Origin of the sequence: Streptacidiphilus anmyonensis (assembly GCF_000787855.1) — a bacterium.
GTDB classification, from domain to species: domain Bacteria; phylum Actinomycetota; class Actinomycetes; order Streptomycetales; family Streptomycetaceae; genus Streptacidiphilus; species Streptacidiphilus anmyonensis.
In genome coordinates this window covers 21,032-40,773 of record NZ_BBPQ01000022.1, presented here as the reverse complement: position 1 = coordinate 40,773, position 19,742 = coordinate 21,032, and the positions used below count along the sequence as shown (strand labels likewise).

Below are 19,742 nucleotides of genomic sequence, written 5' to 3'. Positions count from 1 at the left end.
GGAACGCTGTTTGGTGGACCCGCCAGGCCTGGACGCATCAACTCCCCCACACCCCCGCACCCTTGGGGCATCCCCGAAGGGAACACTGTCATGCGCTTGGCGAGACTCACCGGCTCAGCGTGCGCGCTCGCGCTCGCCACCGCCGGAGCGGTCGGCCTGCTGGCCCCCACCAGCAGCTCCGCCGCGACGAGCGTCTACTCCGTGGCGCCGTACGTCGACATGTCGAACGGCCAGGAGGGCATGCTCGACACGGCGATCACCGGCCACCACCTCAAGGCGTACACCGCCGCCTTCGTGCTCGGCGAGGGCTGCAACCAGATCTGGGGCGACACCCTCCCCATCGGCGCCGACTCCTACACCGACCCGGAGATCGCCAAGGCGAAGTCCGAGGGCGCCTCGGTGATCATCTCCTCCGGCGGCGCCAGCGGCGAACCGCTCGCCTGGACCTGCACCACCCAGAGCAGCATCGACGCCGGCTACCAGGCCATCATCAACGACTACGGCGTCAACCAGCTCGACTTCGACGTCGAGGGCGCGGCCGTGGCCGACACCGCCTCGGCGGCCCGCCAGATGCAGGCCATGAAGGACCTCAAGGCGTCCAACCCGGGCCTTCAGTTCTCGATGACGCTCCCGGTGCTGACGAGCGGCCTGACCGGCGACGGCGTCAACATCCTCAAGGCGGCGAAGAACGCCGGGATCAAGATCGACGTGGTCAACATCATGGCCATGGACTACTACGCGGGCACCGGCACCGAGATGGGCCAGGGCGCGGTCTCCGCCGCCGAGGCCACGCTCGCGCAGATGCAGTCCGTCGACCCGAGCTACAGCTACGCCAACCTCGGCATCACGCCGATGATCGGCAAGAACGACGACGGCTCGACCTTCACCCTCGCGGACGCGCAGACGGTCGAGAACTTCGCCGCCCAGAACGGCGTGGGCCGCCTGGCCTTCTGGTCGGTCGACCGCGACCAGCCGTGCAGCGGCAGCGCCAACTCGCTGTCGACCTGCAGTGAGATCAGCCAGAACAGCCTCGCCTTCACCGACGCCTTCGTGCCGTACGAGGGCAGTTCGGGCGGCGGTGGCGGTGGCGGGAGCTCCAGCGACTTCTCGCTGTCCCTCTCCCCCGGCTCCGCGTCCGTCGCCCAGGGCGGCAGCGCGACCGCGTCCGTCGCCACGGCCGTGACGGCCGGCAGCGCGGAGAGCGTCAGCCTCGCCGCCTCCGGTGCTCCGTCCGGCGTCAGCGTCTCGTTCAGCCCCGGCTCCGTCACCTCCGGCGGCAGTTCGACGATGACGGCCACGGTCGGCTCCTCGGTGGCGGCCGGGACCTACCCGATCACCGTCACCGGCACGGCGGCCTCGGGCAGCCACACCGCGACCTACTCGCTCACCGTCACCTCCTCCGGTGGCGGAGGCGGCGGCTCCGGCGCGCTGACCAACGGCGGGTTCGAGAGCGGCAGCCTCAGCCCGTGGACCTGCCAGTCCGGCAGCGCCGTGGTCTCCTCCCCGGTCCACTCGGGCAGTCACGCGCTCCAGGTGGTCCCGTCCTCCAGCACCACCGGCGAGTGCGACCAGAGCCTGACCCTGCAGCCCAACCACAGCTACACGCTGACCGGTTGGGTCCAGGGACCGTATGCCTACATCGGCGTCAGCGGCGGCGCGAGCGCCAGCACCTGGTCCAACAGCAGCAGTTGGAACCAGCTGACGGTCTCCTTCACCACCGGCAGCAGCGGCGCCGTCACCGTCTACGTCCACGGCTGGTACGGCCAGGGCGACGTGGTGGCGGACGACTTCTCGGTCGCCTAGCGGGCCCCGGCGTCGTCACGGTGCCCGGCCGCCTCGGCGGCCGGGCACCGGCGCGCGCGGCTCAGTCCGAGAAGTCCTGCGTCATGTAGACCGTTCCCGAGGCGGTCCGCTGGACCACGATGCCGATGTGGCGGAACGAACTGCTCAGGATGTTGCGGCGGTGGCCGTCGTTCGGCGGCTGCTCCGCCAGCATGCTCCGGGTGAGGCCCACCGCCATCTGGGCGATCGCCGCGTCGGTGTCCGCCATCGGGCCGCCCTCGCCTATATTCTCGCCGCAGGCGCCCCAGTGGACGCCCGCGTCGGTGATCCGGGTGCCGAGGTCGGCCTCGCCTGGGCACTGGTGCGACAGGCCGCAGCCGCTCATCATCACCGCGTTGTGCGCTCCGGCGCTGGCGGTGAGGCCGCTGGTCAGCGTGTAGGCGGGCAGACCGGCCTGGGCGCGGGCCTGGTTGATCACCGCGAGCACCTGCTGGACGGCGTAGGAGGAGCCGGGAACCGACCGGGTCGACCCCGAGCCGCCCGACCCGGCGGGGGCCTGCGGGGTCGGCGCGCCCGGGTTCGACGCCTGAGCGGGCCCGCTCGCCCCGGAGCCCGCCTTGGGGCTCGGCTTGGCGCTGTGCGTCGGGGTCGGGGTCGGCCGGGCCGACGGCGTCGGCGAGGCGGACGGCGACGACGCCCCCGTGCCCGACGCGGCGGACGAGGCGCCGTCGGCCGAGTCGACCGCGGCCGCGCCGACCGCGGGGGCGGCCTGCGGGTTGCCGACCGGGCTCTGGGAGGCGGCCGGGTACAGCGCGACTGCGCCGACCGCGCCCGCTCCGACGACCGCGGCGGCGACCACGAGCGGGGTGAACGACCAGCGCGCCCGTTTGCGGTGCCGACTGCCGCCGTGCGCCACGCGCCCCTGGGACGCCCGGCGCCCGGTGCGGGGTCCGACCGCCCGCCCCTCCGTGTCCTCGGTCCCTCGCCCGTCCATCTGCCAGTCCATGCGCACCCCTGTGTCGTCCCTGTGTCGTCGGTCCGGTTTCGTCCTGTCACATCGGAGACCCGCCAGCGCGATGCCAGGTCACACAAAATGACGATCGGATCCGCGACCGGCTCCCGCAGTCCGGACCCCCCCATCGGCGGCCGTTCGCTCTACGCTTGGGTCATGTCGAATCTGGGGCGGCGTGAGCGCCTGCTGCTGGCCGATCTGCTGGAGGGCGTCGGCCCGGACGCGCCCACGCTGTGCGAGGGCTGGCGCACCACGGACCTGGCCGCGCACGTGGTGGTGCGGGAACGGCGGCCGGACGCCGCCGGGGGCATCCTGATCAAGCCGCTGGCCGCGCGGCTGGAGCGGGTGCAGACGGAGTACGCGGCCAAGCCCTACGCGGAGCTGGTCGAGGCGATCCGGGTGGGGCCGCCCGCTTACTCGCCGTTCCGGCTCCCGGGCGCGGAGGAAGCGGGCAACACCGTGGAGTTCTTCGTCCACGGCGAGGACGTGCGGCGCGCCCAGCCGGGCTGGTCGCCCCGCGTGCTGGACGCGGAGCTGAGCGAGTACCTGTGGAAGCGCCTCGCCGGAACGGCCCGCCTGAACGGACGGCGGTCGCCGGTCGGCCTGGTGCTGCGCCGCCCGGACGGGCAGACGGCGGTGGCCCGCAAGGGCGCCCCGGTCGTCACGGTGACCGGCGAGCCGGGCGAGCTGCTGCTGTTCATGATGGGCCGTCAGAGCGAGGCGCACGTCGAGTACGACGGGCCCGAGGACGCCGCGGCGCAGGTGCGCGAGGCGAAGTTCGGCATCTAGTGCCGCGCCCGCCAGCCTTTGCCCGGCCAGCCGCGGCGTCGTGGGAGCACCTCCCAGCCGAAGGCTGGGGGAGCGTGCAGCTGCCAGGCGGCGGACCGCCCTCGTACTGGATGGACTTGGGCGGTTCGCCAACGCAGCAGACGGGCGTGCCAGGCGTAGCGGCAGGGCAAAGGTTGGCGGGCGCGGCACTAGCCGTCCCCTTGCTCGTCCCGCGCGCGCAGCGCGATCTCCAGTTCGAAGCGGGCGTCGGCGTCGGCGAGTGCCGGGCCGAAGACGCGCTGCACCTGGTGGAGACGCTGCCGCGCGGTCTGCGGGTGGATGCCGAGCCGGGCGGCCACGTCCGGGGCGCTGCCGCGGTCGGACTGGAGCCAGGCGAGCAAGGTGTCGCCGAGGCGGCGGCGCTGCTTGGGCGTCAGTTCGTCCAGGGGGCGCAGGCGTCGCGCGGCGATCAGGCGGACCAGGGCCGGGTCGGCGAGCAGCAGCAGCGCGGCGAGATGGGACTCGCCGTCGACGGGACACGCGGACGTCCCGGGCGGGCGGGCGCGCAGGGTGCGGGCCCAGCGCAGCGAGTCGCCGGCCTGTTCGGGCGGGACAGTCGGGCCGATGACGCCGCCACGCATCTCCATCAGGGCGCGGACCTGCCCGTCGCGTAGGTACAGGTCGGGCTCGGGGATCACCAACCAGGGCTCGGGTCCGTCGAGTTCGGCAAGCACGAGGTCGGGCAACGGCGGTCTTCGGCCGCCCGTCGGCCGGTTGTCGGAGTCCGGCCGCAGCGCGACCGCGCAGAGCTCCCAGGGCAGCGGCCAGTCGGCGAGGTCCGCGGCGGTCTCCAGTTCGGCGCGGCTCCCGCCGCGGGCCAGCAGCGCGAGCAGGTGCGAGCGGGAGCGGCCGAGCGCCCCGGCCTCGTCGGCCTGGGCGCGGGCGTAGCCCTGGACGGACGCGGCGGCGAGCTCGTCGATATGCGCGAAGATCGCCTCCGCCAGCACCACCAGCTGCTCGGTGCCGAGCCCGACCCGTCGGGCGACACGCGCGTAGCGGCGCCAGGCGACGCGCGCGCCGAGGCGGTAGGCGGCCTGCAACGCGTCGAGGCTGCGCCCTTCGGCGAGCTCGCCGCGGCCGAGCGCGCGGTAGACGCGCATGCGTTCGGGATTGTCGCTCCGCGCACCCTCGATCAGTTCGGTGAATTCGGCGAGCGCGGTCTCCACTCCGTGCTGGATTCCCGCGCCGAATTGACCCGCGAGCGGCCGGGAGAATTCCGGGACCTGCTTCCTGATCTCCCTGATGATTTCCGCGGCGATCGTCTGCTGCTCCCGGCGCAGTTCTGCCGCGAGCCCTCTGGGCAGGGCGTTCCACGGGCCGCTCAACGACTGCTCCCTTGCTGCTCCCTCCGACGTTACCGGCCAGTATGCGGCGATGTTACCGGCTGGTCAATAGGCGTGGACGTGCGCGTTTCACTAGGTTTCGTGAGTGTTTCGAGACCAGGCCGGACGAGTTGCGCACGCTCTCGTGCACGATTCGCCTTCGCACTGTTTTTCTTCTTGACCCCGCCCCGCCGCCGGCCCCACCATCACCGCCGGAATTGACGCGCAATACCGGACCGGGACGGAGTCCACGATGCGTAGCAGAACCCGAATCAGAACCCTTGGCGTGACGACGGCCGCCGTGATCGGAATCGCCGCCCTCGCGGCGCAGCCCGCCGCGGCCGCCTGGTATCCCGTGAACTTCCACTTCGCCACCGGATTCACCGCCGGCTTCTTCTTCCCCGGCAGTGCGCCCGCCGGGGCGAACGACTGGAGCTGCCGGCCCTCCGCCGCCCACCCCGAGCCGGTCGTCCTGGTCCACGGCACCCTGGAGAACCAGAACGACAACTGGGGCGGCGCGGCGCCCCTGCTCGCCGACAACGGCTACTGCGTCTACACCTTCGACTACGGCGGCCCCTCCGCCTCCTCCCCGGTCCAGGGCGTGGACTCCATCGAGGGCGGCGCCGCCGTGCTCGCCTCCTTCGTCGACCAGGTGCGCGCCGCGACCGGCGCCGCCAAGGTCGACCTGGTCGGCCACTCCCAGGGCGGCATGATGCCGCGTTACTACATCAAGAACCTCGGCGGCGCGGGCAAGGTGGCCAAGCTGGTCGCGCTCTCCCCGAGCAACAACGGCACCACGCTCGACGGGATCACCGAACTGGCTAGCAAGCTCGGCGCGTTGGAGCCGGGCAACGCGTTCCTCTCGGGCCCCTGCGACGCCTGCGTCGAGCAGGAGGTCGGCTCGCCGTTCCTCACCGCGCTGAACGCCGGGGGCGAGACCGTGCCCGGCATCGACTACACCGTCGTCTCGACCGAGGACGACGAGGTGGTGACGCCCTACACCAACGCGTTCCTGCCCGCCGCACCGAACGTCACGAACATCACCGTCCAGGACCAGTGCGCGCTGGACCAGTCCGACCACCTGGAGATCGCCTACGACCCGGTCGCCCTGACCGACATGCTCAACGCCCTGGACCCGGCCCACCCGCAGCCGATCCCGTGTCAGATCGTGCTGCCGGTGACCGGGCCCGTGATCGGCTAGGCCCTGTCGGGCCCGGCCCACCGGCCCGCCGCCGACGCGCGGCTACTTCTTCGACATCTGCTGCGTCGCCTGGTGGAGCGCCGCCTCGCCCTCGGTGTCGAGGTGCGGCAGGATCCGGTCCAGCCACCGGGGCACCCACCAGGCGCGCCGCCCGAGCAGCGTCATCACGGCCGGGACCAGCAGCAGCCGGACGACGGTGGCGTCCACCAGGACGCTGACGGCCAGGCCCAGGCCCAGCATCTTGACCACGATGTTGTCGCTCAGGATGAAGGCCGCGAAGACGCTGAACATGATCAGCGCCGCACAGGTGATCACGCGGGCGGTGATCTCCAGACCGTAGGCGACGCTGTCCTCGGCCCGCCTGGTCCGGATCCACGCCTCATGGACCCGGGACAGCAGGAAGATCTCGTAGTCCATGCTCAGTCCGAAGATGATCGCGAACATCATCATCGGCACGTAGCTCTCGATCGGCACCTTCCCGGAGACGCCCAGGGCCGTGCCGCCCCACCCCCACTGGAAGACCGCGACGACGACGCCGTAGGAGGCGCCGATCGAGAAGAGGTTCAGCACGGCCGCCTTGACCGCGACCAGGAGGCCGCGGAAGACCGCGAGGATGATCAGGAAGGCGAGGCAGACGACGACCACGATGATCAGCGCCAGCCGGGAGCTGATGATCTCGGTGAAGTCCTGCTGGGCGGCGGTCACCCCGGTCACGTAGGTCGTGGCCACCGTCCCCGAGGCGCCCTGCGGCAGTGAGACGTCCTTGAGGTGGTTGAACAGATGGGTGGTGTCCGCGGCCTGCGGCCGCTGGGTCGACAGCGCCGTGCCGGTCAGCACGTTGCCGTTGCTGGTGGGCTGGAGCGGGCTGATGCTGGCCGCGTTCGGGACGCCCGTGAGCGACTTCTGCAGGTTGGCGAGCAGCGTGGAGCGCTGGCTCGACGGCACGTTGGTCTGGTCGATCACGAGAGTGAACGGCCCGTTGGCTCCCGGCCCGAAGCCCTGGCTGATCAGGTCGAAGGCGCGGCGGTCGGTGAAGGAGGTCGGGTCGGCGCCGTCGTCGATGTGGTCGAGCCGCATCGAGAACAGCGGGATCGCCAGGATCCCCAGCACCACCACGCCGCTGGCCAGGAACCACCACGGTCGGCGTTCGACCCGCTTGGCGTAACGGTGCCAGAAGCCGTGCTGCTCCTCCTCGGCCTTCTCCGCCTTCGCCCCGGCGTCGTCGCCGGCCACGGGGCCGCCCTCGGCCACCGGGGTCTTCAGGCAGAACCGGTCGATCCGGCGCCCGATCAGCCCGGCCAGCGCCGGCACCAGGGTGAGCGCGCCCGCCACGGCGGTGACCACCGTGACCGCGGCGGCGATGCCGAGCCGTCCGATGAAGCTGAGGCCCGACACGTACAGGCCGGCCAGCGCCACGATGACGGTGCAGCCCGAGACCAGGACCGCGCGCCCGCTGGTGGTGACCGCGATGCCCGCCGCGACGTGCGGCTCCACCCGGTCCATGATCAGCTGCCGGTAGCGGGTGATCAGGAACAGCGCGTAGTCGATGCCCACGCCGAGGCCGATCATGGTGGCCAGGGTCGGCGAGACGCTGGCGAAGTCGATGGCGGCCGCGAGCAGGCTCAGGCAGCTGAGGCCCACGATCACGCTGATCAGGGCGGTCACCAGGGGCAGGCCGGCCGCGATCAGACTGCCGAAGCCGATGACCAGGACCACGATGGCCACCGCGAAGCCGATGGCCTCACTGGTCAGGTCCTTCGCGTGGGGTCTGGCCGCCTCGCCGAGCGGTCCGCCGTACTCGACGTCCACGCCGGCCGAGCGCAGCGGCTGGACCGCGGCGTCGACGCTGTTCAGGTAGTCGCTGCCCAGCGCGGTGGGGTTCTCGTTGAAACGGACGGTGATGTAGCCGATCGTGCCGTTGCTGGACAGCGCTCCTGTCGGGGTCGTGCCCCCGGAGGAGTTCGGCTGCGGCAACGGGTTCTGCACGGACAGCACGTGGTCGAGCTTCTGCAGGTTGGCGACGACCTGGTTCACCTCGGTGGTGAAGTCCGTCAGCGGCTTCGCGTCCTGCATGACCACCGTCGAGCTGGTGCCGCCGATGCTCGGGGCGTTCGCCTGGAGGACGTTCGCACCCTTCTGCGACTGGGCGTCGGGGAGGTTGAAGTCGTCCGAGTAGGTGCCGCCGAAACTGTTCTGCAGTCCGTGGAGCACGCCCAGGACCGCCAGCCACACCACGATCACGATGATCGCGTGGCGTGCGCACCATTCGCCGAGTCGCTGCAGGATTCCTTTTCGCACCTGTTCAGTATCAGAGCGTCACCATCCGGTCCCGCAATTCGGACACGGCCGTTCGGTGGTCGCTCCTGACACCGCCTCAGAGCCGAACGGGGTGCCCGGCCTCGTGCAGGGACCGCTTCACCTCAGCGATCGTCAGATCGCCGAAGTGGAAGACGCTCGCGGCCAGCACCGCGTCCGCGCCCGCGCCGACAGCCGGGGCGAAGTCGGCGACCTTGCCCGCGCCGCCGCTGGCGATGACCGGGACGGAGACCGCCTTGCGCACGGCGGTGATCATCTCCAGGTCGTAGCCGTCCTTGGTGCCGTCGGCGTCCATGGAGTTCAGCAGGATCTCGCCCGCGCCCAGCTCGGCGGCGCGGGTGGCCCACTCCACCGCGTCGATGCCGGTGCCGGTACGCCCGCCGTGCGTGGTCACCTCGAAGCCGGACGCCGTCTCCGTCCCCTCCCCCACGCGCCGCGCGTCCACCGACAGCACCAGCACCTGGCGCCCGAAGCGCCGCGCGATCTCGCGGATCAGCTCGGGCCGGGCGATGGCCGCGGTGTTGACCCCGACCTTGTCCGCACCCGCGCGCAGCAGCCGGTCGACGTCGTCGACGGTGCGCACGCCGCCGCCCACCGTCAGCGGGATGAAGACCTGCTCGGCGGTGCGGCGCACGATGTCGTACGTCGTCTCCCGGTCGCCGGAGGACGCGGTGATGTCCAGGAACGTCAGCTCGTCCGCGCCCTGGGCGTCGTAGAGCTTCGCCAGCTCGACCGGGTCCCCGGCGTCGCGCAGGTTCTGGAAGTTGACGCCCTTGACCACCCGCCCGGCGTCGACGTCGAGGCAGGGGATCACGCGGACCGCGAGGGTCATCAGGGAAGCTCCAAATTCTTCTTGTACGCGTCGACCTCGACCTCGACGCTCATTCTCGAGTCGACGAGGGCGTTGATGACGACCATCGTGCAGGCCGGCCGGACCTCCCCCAGGATGTCCCGGTGGGCCCGGCCGACCTCGTCGGTGTCACGGGCGTGGGTGACGTAGAGCCGGGTGCGGACCACGTCCGCCTTGCCGAGGCCGAAGCGGGAGAGCGCGTCCAGGGCGACCCCGAAGGCGGCCACGGTCTGGTCGTAGGGGGAACCCTCGAACCGGACCGAGCCGTCGTCCCAGGCGGTGCAGCCGGAGACGAAGACGAAGTCCCCTATGGCGACGGCGCGTGCGAAACCGTACTGGTCCTCCCAGGGGGAGTAACCGCCCACGTGCCGTCGATCCTGCGTCATCCCGCGACCTCCATCGGTGTCAGGACACTGCTGCGAGAGCCTCTTCGAGCGTGAACGCCTGCGCGTAGAGGGCCTTGCCCACGATGGCCCCCTCCACACCTTCGGGCACCAGCGTCGCGATGTCACGCAGGTCCTGAAGCGAGGACACGCCGCCGGAGGCGACGACGGCCCGGTCGGTGGCGGCGCAGACGTTGCGCAGCAGCTGGAGGTTGGGGCCGGTCAGCGTGCCGTCCTTGTCCACGTCGGTGACGACGTAGCGGGCGCAGCCCTCGGCGTCGAGACGCGCCAGCGCCTCGTACAGGTCGCCGCCCTCGCTGGTCCAGCCACGGCCGCGCAGCGTGGTGCCGACCACGTCCAGGCCCACCGCGATCCGGTCGCCGTACTCGGCGATGACCTTGGCCACCCACTCCGGGGACTCCAGCGCCGCCGTGCCGAGGTTGACGCGGGCGCAGCCGGTGGCGAGCGCGGCGCGCAGCGAGGCGTCGTCGCGGATGCCGCCGGAGAGCTCGACCTTGACGTCCAGTCGCCCGGTGACCTCCGCGAGCAGCTCACGGTTGTCGCCGGTGCCGAAGGCGGCGTCGAGGTCGACCAGGTGGATCCACTCCGCGCCCGCGTTCTGCCAGGCCAGGGCGGCCGCCAGCGGCTCGCCGTAGGAGGTCTCCGAGCCGGACGCGCCCTTGACCAGGCGCACGGCCTGGCCGTCGCGGACGTCGACGGCGGGAAGGAGAACAAGCTTGGAGGTGTCGCTCACAGCGTGTCGATCCAGTTCTTGAGGAGGGCGGCGCCGGCGTCGCCGGACTTCTCGGGGTGGAACTGCGTGGCGGAGAGCGGGCCGTTCTCCACCGCGGCGACGAACGGCTCGCCGTGCTCGGCCCAGGTCACCTTGGGCGGGCGCAGCTGCTCGATCGGGTCCATCTCCCAGTGGCGGACGCCGTAGGAGTGCACGAAGTAGTAGCGGGCGTCCTCGGGCAGACCGGCGAAGAGCACCGAGCCCTCGGCCGCCTCGACGGTGTTCCAGCCCATGTGCGGCACGACGGGCGCGCGCAGCGGCTCGACCGTGCCGGGCCACTCGTCGCAGCCCTCGGTCTCGATGCCGTGCTCGACGCCGCGGGCGAAGAGGATCTGCATGCCGACGCAGATCCCCAGCACCGGGCGGCCGCCGGCCAGACGGCGGCCGATCAGCCGGTCGCCCTTGACGGCCTGCAGGCCCTCCATGCAGGCGGCGAACGCGCCCACGCCGGGCACGAGCAGCCCGTCGGCGTTCAGCGCCTCGGTGAAGTCGGAGCTGATCACGGCGTCCGCGCCGACGCGCTCGAGGGCGCGCTGCGCGGAGCGGACGTTGCCGGAGCCGTAGTCGAGGACGACCACGCTCTTGGCGGTCATGTACGTACGTCCCTTCCGGGTCAGATGCGCAGGAGGCCTGCGGCCAGGCTCATCACGGAGCAGATCGCGAGCAGCACGATGACGCCCTTGGGCAGCTTCTGCTTCCAGAAGGAGTACGCGCCGCCGCCGAGGAACAGGCCGAGGAAGATCAGAACAAACGAGGTGCCGCTCACAGTGCGCCCTTGGTCGACGGGATGATGCCCGCCGCGCGGGGGTCCAGCTCGCTGGCGTAGCGCAGAGCGCGCGCGAGCGCCTTGAACTGGGCCTCGACGATGTGGTGGGCGTTACGTCCATACGGTACGTGGACGTGGAGGGCGACCTGCGCCTGGGCCACGAAGGACTCCAGGATGTGCCGCGTCATCGTGGTGTCGTAGGAGCCGATCATCGGCGCCATGCCCGCGGGCTCGGTGTGCACCAGGTAGGGGCGGCCGGAGAGGTCCACGGTCACCTGCGCCAGCGACTCGTCCAGCGGGACGGAGGCGTCGGCGAAGCGGCGGATGCCCACCTTGTCGCCCAGCGCCTGCCGGAAGGCGGCGCCGAGCGCGAGGGAGGTGTCCTCGATGGTGTGGTGGGTGTCGATGTGCAGGTCGCCGTCGGTCTTGACGGTGAGGTCGAAGAAGCCGTGGCGGCCGAGCTGGTCGAGCATGTGGTCGTAGAAGCCGACGCCGGTGGAGATGTCGGTCCTGCCGGTGCCGTCCAGGTCTATCTCGACCTTGACGGAGGTCTCCTTGGTGGTGCGCTCGACGCGGCCCACACGGTGCTGGTCGCTGCGGGACATTTAGCGGTTCTCCTTGAGGACAGTGCGGACGGCGTCGAGGAAGGCGTCGTTCTCGGCGGGGGTGCCCGCGGTGACCCGGAGCCGTCCGGGCACGCCGTTGTCGCGCACCAGCACGCCCTGGGCCAGGATCGCCTGCCAGATCGCGTGGGTGTCCTCGAAGCGGCCGAACTGCACGAAGTTGGCGTCGGAGTCGGTGACCTCCAGGCCCATCGCGCGCAGTTCGGTGACGATGCGGTCGCGCTCGGCCTTGAGCTTGTCGACGTAGCCGAGCAGGACGTCGGTGAACTCCAGCGCGGCCAGGGCCGTCGCCTGGGTCACCGTGGAGAGGTGGTACGGCAGCCGGACCAGCTGCACCGCGTCGACGACGGCCGGTGTGGCGGCGAAGTAGCCGAGGCGCAGGCCCGCCGCGCCGAAGGCCTTGGACATGGTCCGGGTGACCACCAGCAGCGGGCGGCCGTCGAGCAGCTCCAGCAGCGAGGGCCGGTGCGAGAACTCGACGTACGCCTCGTCGACGATGACCAGCGTCGGCTTGACGGCCTGGGCCGCGTCGTAGAGGCGGATCACCGTCTCGCGCTCCACGGCCGTGCCGGTCGGGTTGTTGGGCGAGCAGACGAACAGCACGTCCGGGCGCTCGGCCTGCAGCGCGGCCTCGGCGGCCTCCACGTCGATGGTGAAGTCCTCGCGGCGCGGGCCCTCGATCCAGCGGGTGCCGGTGCCCCGCGAGATCAGGTCGTGCATCTGGTACGTCGGCGAGAAGCCGAGCGCGGTGCGCCCGGAGCCGCCGAAGGTCTGCATCAGCTGCTGGATGATCTCGTTCGAGCCGTTGGCGGCCCAGACCTGACCCTTCGTCACCGCGTGCCCGGTGGACGCGGACAGGTACGCAGCCAGCTGCGTGCGCAGCTCGACCGCGTCACGGTCCGGGTACCGGTTGAGGTCCCGCGCGGCGTCCGCAACGCGCTCGGCGATACGGGCGACGAGGTCCTCGGGCAAGGAGTACGGGTTCTCGTTGGTGTTCAGCAGCACCGGCACGTGCAGCTGCGGCGCGCCGTAAGGGGACTTGCCCTTGAGCTCGTCGCGGATGGGCAGGTCGTCGATGTTGGTGATGTCACTCACTGGTTGGGCACACTCCAGTCGAAGCGGGCACGAATCGCGTCACCGTGGCCCGGCAGGTCCTCCGCGTTGGCCAGCGTGACCACGTGCCCGGCCACCTCGGCCAGGGCGTCGCGGTCGTAGCTGACCACATGGATGCCGCGCAGGAAGGACTGGACGGAGAGCCCCGAGGAGTGGCAGGCGCAGCCGCCGGTGGGCAGGACGTGGTTGGACCCGGCCGCGTAGTCGCCGAGCGAGACCGGCGCGAACGGGCCCACGAAGACCGCGCCCGCGTTGACCACACGTGCGGCGACCGCCTCGGCGTCGGCGGTCTGGATCTCCAGGTGCTCGGCCGCGTAGGCGTTGACGATCTCCAGGCCCTGCTCCAGGTCGCGCACGAGCACGATGCCGGACTGCGGGCCGGCCAGCGCGGTCGCGATCCGCTCGCTGTGCTTGGTCGCCTCGACCTGCTGGGGCAGTTCGGCCTCGACGGCCTCGGCCAGTTCGACCGAGTCGGTGACCAGGACGGCGGCGGCCATCGGGTCGTGCTCGGCCTGGCTGATCATGTCGGCGGCGACGTGCCGCGGGTCGGCGGTGGCGTCCGCGAGGATCGCGATCTCCGTCGGCCCGGCCTCGGCGTCGATGCCGATCCGGCCCTTGAGCAGCCGCTTGGCCGCGGCCACCCAGATGTTGCCGGGGCCGGTGACCAGGTTGACCGGACGGCACTCCCCGGCGCCGTAGGCGAACATCGCCACGGCCTGGGCGCCGCCGACGGCGTACACCTCGTCGACGCCGAGCAGCGCGCACGCCGCCAGGATCGTCGGGTGCGGGAGCCCCCCGAACTCTTTTTGCGGCGGCGAGGTCACGGCGAGGGACCTGACCCCGGCCTCCTGCGCCGGGACGACGTTCATCACGACCGAGGAGGGGTAGACGGCCAGGCCGCCCGGCACGTACAGGCCGACGCGCTCGACCGGCACCCAGCGCTCGGTGACCGTCCCGCCGGGGACGACCTGCGTGGTGTGGTCGGTGCGGCGCTGCTCGCGGTGCACCAGGCGGGCGCGGCGGATCGACTCCTCCAGCGCGGCCCGGACGGCGGGGTCGAGCGTCTCCAGCGCGGCTGTGATCGTCGCCTTGGGGACGCGGATGTCGGTCAGTCGAACCCCGTCGAAGCGCTCCGTGATCTCGATCAGCGCCTCGACGCCGCGATGATGGACGTCCTCGCAGATGGGCCGCACCTTCTCCAGGGCGGCCTCGACATCGAGCTCGGCGCGCGGCAGCACGGCGCGCGGGTCCTCGGTGGAGCTGCGGAGGTCGATTCGAGAAATCACGCTGTCAAGTCTAGTGAGGCGTGGGAAAAGACTGCCGTTGCATATCACTCTCTGATACGCGTGTTGAGACACGCGGTGACGTCGGCGGTCCGGAGCGGCCCGTGGCGGCCCGCAGCACGCCCCGAAGTGACCGACGACACGTTCGGCCGCGCCGGACTCGCCGGCACCCGGCGGTGGGGGCAGCGTGGATCAGGTCTCCGGTCCCCGAGCCGGAGACATCCGGACGCCCGTACCGGCGAGCTGCCCCGAGCGCGACCCGGTACGGGTACCGGGACCCCGCTCCGAAACCCCGGCACAGCGACCCGCCGGTAGCCCTTACGCTTGCGCACTGTGACGGAACGGCTCCCCCTCTTCCCGCTGGGCTCGGTGCTCTATCCGGGGCTGGTGCTTCCCCTCCACGTGTTCGAGGAGCGCTACCGTCGGCTGATGGCCGACCTGACCGCGCAGCCGGAGCCGCACCGCTTCGGCGTCGTCGCGATCCGCGACGGCCGCGAGGTCGCGCCCACGGGGGTCGACGCCGACTCCCCGGCGCTGGCCGGCCTAGGCCCCGACCCGCACCGGGCGCTGTTCGAGATCGGCTGCGTCGCCGAGATCGCCCAGCTCCAGTCGCACCGCGACGGCCGCTACGAGCTGATCGCGACCGGCACGACGCGTTTCCGCATCCTGTCCATCGACGCGACCGGCCCCTATCTGACCGCCGAGGTCGAGGACGTCCCCGAGGAGACCGGTCCCGAGGCGAAGGTCCTGGCCGCCGGGGTGGAGCGGGTCTTCCGCACCTACCGCAAGCGCCTGGCCGGCGCGCAGGAGAGCACCGTCGCGGGCGAGCGGGAGCTGCCGGACGATCCGAACATCCTGTCCTACCTCGTGGCCGCGGCGTCCGTGCTGGACACCAGCGACAAGCAGCGTCTCCTCGCCGCCGGCTCGGCCAGCGACCGGCTGCGCGCGGAGCTCCGCCTGCTCAGGCGCGAGGCGTCGGTCCTCGCCAAGCTCCCCTCCCTCCCGGCGGTGGAGCTCACCCGGCAGGCCTTCAGCCCGAACTAGTGCCGCGCCCGCCAACCTTGGCCCGGCGAGCCGCGGCGCCGGCCAGGCCCAGCCCTCAGCCCGAACAGGAGTGCAGCGCAGGTGGCGAAGAAGAGCAAGGGCGGGCAGGGCACGCCCGCGACCGTCGCCCTGGAGAAGGCCGGAGTCGGCTTCCGCGTGCACGACTACGTGCACGACCCGGCGGCCGAGTCGTACGGCGGCGAGGCGGTGCAGGCGATGGGCGTCGCGCCGGAGCGGGTGTTCAAGACGCTGGTGGCCGACGTCGACGGCGCGCTCGTGGTCGGCGTCGTGCCGGTCGCGGGGCAGCTGGACCTCAAGGCGCTGGCCGCCGCCCTGCACGGCAAGCGGGCCGCGATGGCCGATCCGGCCGCCGCCGAGCGCAGCAGCGGCTACGTGCGCGGCGGCATCTCCCCGCTCGGCCAGCGCAGGGCGCTGCCGACCGTGCTGGACGCGTCGGCGCTGGAGCACCCGACCGTCTTCGTCTCGGCCGGACGCCGCGGCCTGGAGGTGGAGCTCGCCCCGGGCGACCTGGCGACGCTGACCGGGGCCGTCGTCGCGCCGATCAGCCGACGCTGACCTGCGCGGCGGCGCTGGTCACCGGCACCGACCAGTCCTTGCCCGCGAAGTACCAGGCGTAGGTGCCCGTCGTGGTGGCCTTGGTCTCGGCGCGCATGTAACCGTGCGAGTCGGTCTTGGTACGGGCGACTATCCTCCACGCCGAGCCGCCCGCCGCCTTGAAGCGCAGTTGCACCGGCTGGTACGGGTTCCACACCCACAGCCAGGTCTTCCAGTTGGGCTGCATCAGCTGGCCCTCGATGTCCAGCAGCGTGCCCGGAGAGGCGGTGGGCTGGGTGCCGGTGAGGGTCGCGTAGCCGGCCTTCTTGATGAAGAACTTGCCGGCCGTGTCGGACTCGAAGCGGTCCCCGTCGTTGGCGGTCGCCGTGGCCTGCACGTACCACCGGCCGGCCATGTTGTCGTAGACGTCGTGGTCGGCCAGGTTCACGGTGAACGAGCCGGTGCAGACCGAGACCGTCCTGTTCTTCGCGACGCAGGACGCGGCGGTCGGACGCAGCACGCCGTAGTTGCTGCCCCAGACGCCGATCTTGTCGACCGACTTGATGCCCGACTTGTCCTCGGCGGTGATGGCGAAGCTGACCGTCGCCCCCTCCTTGCCCCACAGCACCACGGGCTTGCCGCCGTTCACCACCACGTGGGTGATCCGGGTGGAACCGCTGGACTGCTGCTCGCCGATCGAGGGCAGGACGATGCCGCCCACCGCGAGCACCACGAAGGCCAGCAGGAGCACGGAGCGTCTGCGCATCTTCCTCATCCTCGATCGAGCGTCGACCGCACCCATTGTCCCCGAAGCCGAGTGCGTCCCGTCCGCCCCCGGCGACATCGGCCCCCGCGGGCGGCGTAGGCTCTACGCGGTCCGGGTCTCCCCCAGCGTGCCCGGACGGTGAGGGAGCACGTGAACACGGTGGCGGCAGAACCGCAGGCGGCGAGGGCCACGCCCGCGACCGCCGTGTGCTGCGCGGTGCGGGACGTGGTCAAGAGCTACCACGTCGGCCGAGGCGCCCAGGCCACCCAGGTGCGCGCCAACGACGGCATCTCGCTGGAGATCGCCCGCGGCGAGGTCTTCGGCCTGCTCGGCCCGAACGGCGCCGGCAAGTCCACCCTGGTCCGCCAGCTGACCGGGCTGCTGCGGCCCGACTCCGGCAGCATCGAGATCCTCGGCCACGACATCGTCCGCCGCCCGGACCTGGCCGCCCGCCTCCTCGCCTACCTCGGCCAGGAGTCGACGGCACTGGACGAGCTGACCGTCCGTCTCGCCGTCGAGACCACCGCCCGCCTGCGCGGTCTGCCGACCGCCGCGGCCCGCGCCGCGACCGCCGAGGTGATCGACGAGCTGGGGCTCGGACCGATCGCCGCGCGCCCGCTGGCCAAGCTCTCCGGCGGCCAGCGCCGCCTCGCCTGTTTCGGCGCCGCCCTGGCCGGCCCGCGTCCGCTGCTGGTCCTGGACGAGCCCACGACGGGCATGGACCCGGTCGCCCGCCGCGCCGTCTGGTCCGCGCTCGACCGGCGACGCCGCGAGGACGGCGCGACCGTGCTGCTGGTCACCCACAACGTCATCGAGGCGGAGACGGTCCTGGACCGCGTCGCGGTCGTCGACGAGGGCAGGATCATCGCCTGCGACACCCCCGGCGGTCTCAAGGCGATGGTCGACGGCTCCGTCCGGCTGGACCTGGTCTGGCGCGAGGAGGCCCCGACCGGTCTTCCCGCCGTCGCCGCGCTGGCCGCCCGCGCCACCGTGAACGGCCGCCGCTGGACCGTGCGCACGGACCCGGACGAGGCGCGCGAGCTGGTCGCCGAGGTGACCGGCGGCCCCGCGTTCGCGGCGCTGGACGACTTCTCGCTGTCCACCCCCAGCCTGGAGGACGTCTACCTGCTGCTCGGCGGCCGACACGAGGGACTGGAGAAGTGAGCGTTCCCTTCGAGGGCTTCGAGCCGTTCGAGCCCGCGCCCAGAGCTGCGCTGCTGCCCTCCCTCGGCGCGGTCTACCGCGCCCAGCTGTCCCGGGCCCGGGTGGCCCGGATCCCGCTGATGTTCGTGGCGACGTTCCAGTCCATCGGCATCCTGGTCATGATGCGCGGCGTGGTCGGCGCGCACGACACCGAGGCCGCGCGCGACGTGGTCGCCGGGTCGGCGGTGCTGGTCGTCGCGTTCGTCGCGCTGAACCTGTTCGCCCAGTACTTCGGCAAGCTGCGGGCCACCGGCGGCCTCGACCACTACGCGACGCTGCCCGTCCCGGCCGCCTCCGTGGTGCTGGGCACGGCCGGGGCCTACGCCTCCTTCACCGTGCCGGGGACGCTGGTGACGGCGGCCGTGGGCTGCGCGATGTTCCAGCTCCCGTGGGTGCACGTGTGGATCGTGCTGGCGGTCATCCCGCTGGCCGGCGCGGCCCTGGCCGGGGTCGGCGCGGCGCTCGGCCTGCTGGCGCCGAAGCAGGAGATCGCGACGCTGCTGGGCCAGCTCGGCATGTCGGCCGCGCTGCTGCTCGGTGTCCTGCCCGCGAGCCACATGCCCACCGCGGTCCGGTGGCTGCGCGACCTGCTTCCGTCCACCTACGGCGTCGAGGCGTTCGCCCGCACCTTCACCGCGCGGCCGGACTGGGCGGTCGTCGTGTCGGACCTCGCCGTCTGCGCGGCGGTGGGCGTGCTGTCGCTGGCGCTGTCCACCTGGGCCTACCGCAAGGCCGCCACCCGCGCCTGACGGCCGCCGGACGCCCGCCGGACCGACGCCCGAAGCGGGTCCGTCCGCGCGGGCTCCGGACGGACGTGCGACCATGTCCCGGTGACCGCACCCAACACCCCCGAGGGCCCCAGCAACCAGCCGTCCGCACCTCCGGCCCCTCCCGGGGACGGCCCGCACTGGGAGGCCCCGGCCGAGGCGGCCGACGCCGCACGGCCGCGCCCCGACTACCGCCGCGAGATCCTCGTCGGCCTCGTCCTGGTGCTCGGTTCGGCGGTCGCCGGTCTCCTCTTCGGCCTGCTGTGGCACGCGGTCGCGCCCCGCGTCCCGCTCTACTCCGACGGCACCGCGGTCTACCTGCGCGACCCCGAGGGCGAGCAGCAGATCGCCGCGGACGGCTGGTTCGCCCTCATCGGCGGCTGCTTCGGCGTCCTCGCGGCGGCCCTCGCCTACTGGTTCACCCGCCGCCGCGGCGCGGGCCTCGCCGTGCCGATCGGGCTGACCCTCGGCGGCCTCGCGGCGGGCTGGGTCGCCTGGCAGCTGGGCGTGCACATGGGCCAGCAGGACCTGCTCAAGCTCGCGGCCTCGGTCCCGACGAACACGGACTTCTCCCGTCCCCTCGCGCTCGGCGCGAAGACCGCCATCGTGGCCTGGCCGATGGCGGCCCTGCTGACCTTCCTGGCGGCGACGGCCCTGTTCACGCCGAAGGAGCCGAGGGCCGAGCAGGACTGAGCCCGCCACCGAAGGTCCCCGTGTCACCGAGGGCGCGCTAGCGGCCCGCGCGTCACGCCGCACTCGCGGGCGAAGGCGTGCGAGAGGGCGTACGGCGTAGGGCGTGCCGTGGCCGACCTGGCGGGCGACGCGGCCAGGGCCTGCCGCGGGCGCGGGAGAGCCGGGAGCGCGCCGCCCCGAGGGGCAGTCCGAGCGCCTCGGCGACCGCCACGAGGTCCAGGCCCTGCCGGACGCACAGCGCGAACAACTCCCGATCCGCCGACCGCAGCCGCCCGGGGCGGCCTTCGCCACGGCGAGCCGCCCCGCGTCGGCCATCCGGGCAACCACTTCGACGGCGAAGTCCCGGGTGGTCTCCCGACCTTGCCGGAACCGGACCACACTCGCCGCGCGAGGCTCGCCCAGCGGGTGGGTCCAGCGGGTGGGTCCGGTCTCAGGTGTGGGG

At 72.3% G+C, this 19,742-nt stretch carries 21 protein-coding genes; 8 read left to right on the top strand and 13 right to left on the bottom strand.

Annotated features, from left to right (window positions below; all coding sequences use genetic code 11):
* Positions 1-90: 90 nt before the first annotated feature.
* On the top strand, positions 91-1,803 hold the full coding sequence (locus tag TR50_RS20310; RefSeq protein ID WP_042423244.1) for a carbohydrate binding domain-containing protein: 1,713 nt from the start codon (positions 91-93) through the stop codon (positions 1,801-1,803).
* Between the two features lie 61 nt (positions 1,804-1,864).
* On the opposite strand, the gene TR50_RS42680 is transcribed toward TR50_RS20310, so the two are convergent.
* Entirely contained in the window at positions 1,865-2,788 is a 924-nt protein-coding gene (locus TR50_RS42680) for a CAP domain-containing protein (RefSeq protein ID WP_052441134.1), read from the bottom strand.
* 162 nt (positions 2,789-2,950) lie between these two features.
* Between TR50_RS42680 and TR50_RS20300 the strand changes: the two genes are divergently transcribed.
* Entirely contained in the window at positions 2,951-3,583 is a 633-nt protein-coding gene (locus tag TR50_RS20300; RefSeq protein ID WP_042423388.1) for a TIGR03085 family metal-binding protein, read from the top strand.
* 188 nt (positions 3,584-3,771) lie between these two features.
* On the opposite strand, the gene TR50_RS20295 is transcribed toward TR50_RS20300, so the two are convergent.
* Positions 3,772-4,947: a PucR family transcriptional regulator gene (locus TR50_RS20295; RefSeq protein WP_042423241.1), complete on the bottom strand. Its 1,176-nt coding sequence runs from the start codon at positions 4,945-4,947 to the stop codon at positions 3,772-3,774.
* Between the two features lie 283 nt (positions 4,948-5,230).
* Here TR50_RS20295 and TR50_RS20290 point away from each other — a divergent pair, with 283 nt between their 5' ends.
* Complete coding sequence (locus TR50_RS20290; protein WP_236654496.1) at positions 5,231-6,145, top strand: esterase/lipase family protein; 915 nt, start codon at positions 5,231-5,233, stop codon at positions 6,143-6,145.
* A 42-nt stretch (positions 6,146-6,187) separates the two neighbouring features.
* On the opposite strand, the gene TR50_RS20285 is transcribed toward TR50_RS20290, so the two are convergent.
* The 9 genes from TR50_RS20285 to hisD all read right to left on the bottom strand — a co-directional run bounded on the left by TR50_RS20285 (position 6,188) and on the right by hisD (position 14,275).
* Positions 6,188-8,443 (bottom strand): MMPL family transporter, encoded by a 2,256-nt coding sequence (locus TR50_RS20285; protein ID WP_174514843.1) that lies wholly within the window; start codon positions 8,441-8,443, stop codon positions 6,188-6,190.
* Positions 8,444-8,519: 76 nt separating this feature from the next.
* Entirely contained in the window at positions 8,520-9,293 is a 774-nt protein-coding gene (hisF, locus tag TR50_RS20280) for an imidazole glycerol phosphate synthase subunit HisF (protein WP_042423235.1), read from the bottom strand.
* A complete protein-coding gene (locus TR50_RS20275) occupies positions 9,293-9,697 on the bottom strand; it encodes a RidA family protein (protein ID WP_042423232.1) in 405 nt (134 codons plus the stop codon). Before TR50_RS20275 ends, hisF begins: the two co-directional genes overlap by 1 nt.
* 19 nt (positions 9,698-9,716) lie before the next feature.
* Positions 9,717-10,448: a bifunctional 1-(5-phosphoribosyl)-5-((5-phosphoribosylamino)methylideneamino)imidazole-4-carboxamide isomerase/phosphoribosylanthranilate isomerase PriA gene (gene priA, locus TR50_RS20270; protein ID WP_042423229.1), complete on the bottom strand. Its 732-nt coding sequence runs from the start codon at positions 10,446-10,448 to the stop codon at positions 9,717-9,719.
* Positions 10,445-11,080 (bottom strand): imidazole glycerol phosphate synthase subunit HisH, encoded by a 636-nt coding sequence (hisH, locus tag TR50_RS20265; protein ID WP_042423225.1) that lies wholly within the window; start codon positions 11,078-11,080, stop codon positions 10,445-10,447. Before hisH ends, priA begins: the two co-directional genes overlap by 4 nt.
* 20 nt (positions 11,081-11,100) lie before the next feature.
* Positions 11,101-11,253 (bottom strand): CG2302 family histidine operon protein, encoded by a 153-nt coding sequence (locus TR50_RS47610; RefSeq protein ID WP_042423222.1) that lies wholly within the window; start codon positions 11,251-11,253, stop codon positions 11,101-11,103.
* Positions 11,250-11,858, bottom strand: coding sequence for an imidazoleglycerol-phosphate dehydratase HisB (hisB, locus tag TR50_RS20255; RefSeq protein ID WP_042423219.1), 609 nt, complete (start codon positions 11,856-11,858; stop codon positions 11,250-11,252). The genes TR50_RS47610 and hisB overlap by 4 nt, the downstream gene beginning before the upstream one ends.
* Positions 11,859-12,962: a histidinol-phosphate transaminase gene (locus TR50_RS20250; protein WP_042423382.1), complete on the bottom strand. Its 1,104-nt coding sequence runs from the start codon at positions 12,960-12,962 to the stop codon at positions 11,859-11,861.
* A gap of 5 nt (positions 12,963-12,967) precedes the next feature.
* The gene (gene hisD, locus TR50_RS20245; protein WP_042423216.1) at positions 12,968-14,275 is read right to left on the bottom strand and encodes a histidinol dehydrogenase; all 1,308 of its coding nucleotides are present in this window, start codon (positions 14,273-14,275) and stop codon (positions 12,968-12,970) included.
* A gap of 330 nt (positions 14,276-14,605) precedes the next feature.
* Here hisD and TR50_RS20240 point away from each other — a divergent pair, with 330 nt between their 5' ends.
* Together TR50_RS20240 and ybaK are read left to right on the top strand one after the other, a co-directional pair.
* Positions 14,606-15,316 carry an LON peptidase substrate-binding domain-containing protein gene (locus TR50_RS20240; RefSeq protein ID WP_042423213.1) on the top strand — a complete coding sequence of 237 codons (711 nt, stop codon included), beginning with the start codon at positions 14,606-14,608 and terminating at the stop codon, positions 15,314-15,316.
* Positions 15,317-15,397: 81 nt separating this feature from the next.
* Entirely contained in the window at positions 15,398-15,892 is a 495-nt protein-coding gene (ybaK, locus tag TR50_RS20235) for a Cys-tRNA(Pro) deacylase (RefSeq protein WP_042423209.1), read from the top strand.
* On the opposite strand, the gene TR50_RS20230 is transcribed toward ybaK, so the two are convergent.
* The gene (locus tag TR50_RS20230; RefSeq protein WP_042423205.1) at positions 15,879-16,637 is read right to left on the bottom strand and encodes a hypothetical protein; all 759 of its coding nucleotides are present in this window, start codon (positions 16,635-16,637) and stop codon (positions 15,879-15,881) included. The two genes, ybaK and TR50_RS20230, sit on opposite strands and share 14 nt — an antisense overlap.
* 159 nt (positions 16,638-16,796) lie before the next feature.
* On the opposite strand from TR50_RS20230, the gene TR50_RS20225 reads away from it, so the two are divergent.
* The 3 genes from TR50_RS20225 to TR50_RS20215 all read left to right on the top strand — a co-directional run bounded on the left by TR50_RS20225 (position 16,797) and on the right by TR50_RS20215 (position 19,300).
* Positions 16,797-17,801: an ABC transporter ATP-binding protein gene (locus tag TR50_RS20225; RefSeq protein WP_042423379.1), complete on the top strand. Its 1,005-nt coding sequence runs from the start codon at positions 16,797-16,799 to the stop codon at positions 17,799-17,801.
* Positions 17,798-18,589, top strand: a complete 792-nt coding sequence (locus TR50_RS20220) for an ABC transporter permease (RefSeq protein ID WP_042423201.1) — start codon at positions 17,798-17,800, stop codon at positions 18,587-18,589. The genes TR50_RS20225 and TR50_RS20220 overlap by 4 nt, the downstream gene beginning before the upstream one ends.
* Positions 18,590-18,670: 81 nt before the next feature.
* Positions 18,671-19,300 (top strand): hypothetical protein, encoded by a 630-nt coding sequence (locus TR50_RS20215; protein ID WP_042423198.1) that lies wholly within the window; start codon positions 18,671-18,673, stop codon positions 19,298-19,300.
* 52 nt (positions 19,301-19,352) lie between these two features.
* Here TR50_RS20215 and TR50_RS48975 read toward each other — a convergent pair whose 3' ends face one another.
* Positions 19,353-19,568 (bottom strand): sigma factor-like helix-turn-helix DNA-binding protein, encoded by a 216-nt coding sequence (locus TR50_RS48975; RefSeq protein WP_439654233.1) that lies wholly within the window; start codon positions 19,566-19,568, stop codon positions 19,353-19,355.
* Positions 19,569-19,742 lie beyond the last annotated feature (174 nt).

Bases quoted from the DNA above. Each gene is read 5' to 3' on its own strand.
- TR50_RS42680 (WP_052441134.1), bottom strand. From the start codon at position 2,788: ATGGACTGGCAGATGGACGGGCGAGGGACCGAGGACACGGAGGGGCGG.
- hisF (WP_042423235.1), bottom strand. From the start codon at position 9,293: ATGACCCTCGCGGTCCGCGTGATCCCCTGCCTCGACGTCGACGCCGGG.
- hisB (WP_042423219.1), bottom strand. From the start codon at position 11,858: ATGTCCCGCAGCGACCAGCACCGTGTGGGCCGCGTCGAGCGCACCACC.
- TR50_RS20230 (WP_042423205.1), bottom strand. From the start codon at position 16,637: ATGCGCAGACGCTCCGTGCTCCTGCTGGCCTTCGTGGTGCTCGCGGTG.
- TR50_RS20310 (WP_042423244.1), top strand. From the start codon at position 91: ATGCGCTTGGCGAGACTCACCGGCTCAGCGTGCGCGCTCGCGCTCGCC.
- TR50_RS20275 (WP_042423232.1), bottom strand. From the start codon at position 9,697: ATGACGCAGGATCGACGGCACGTGGGCGGTTACTCCCCCTGGGAGGAC.
- TR50_RS20300 (WP_042423388.1), top strand. From the start codon at position 2,951: ATGTCGAATCTGGGGCGGCGTGAGCGCCTGCTGCTGGCCGATCTGCTG.
- hisH (WP_042423225.1), bottom strand. From the start codon at position 11,080: ATGACCGCCAAGAGCGTGGTCGTCCTCGACTACGGCTCCGGCAACGTC.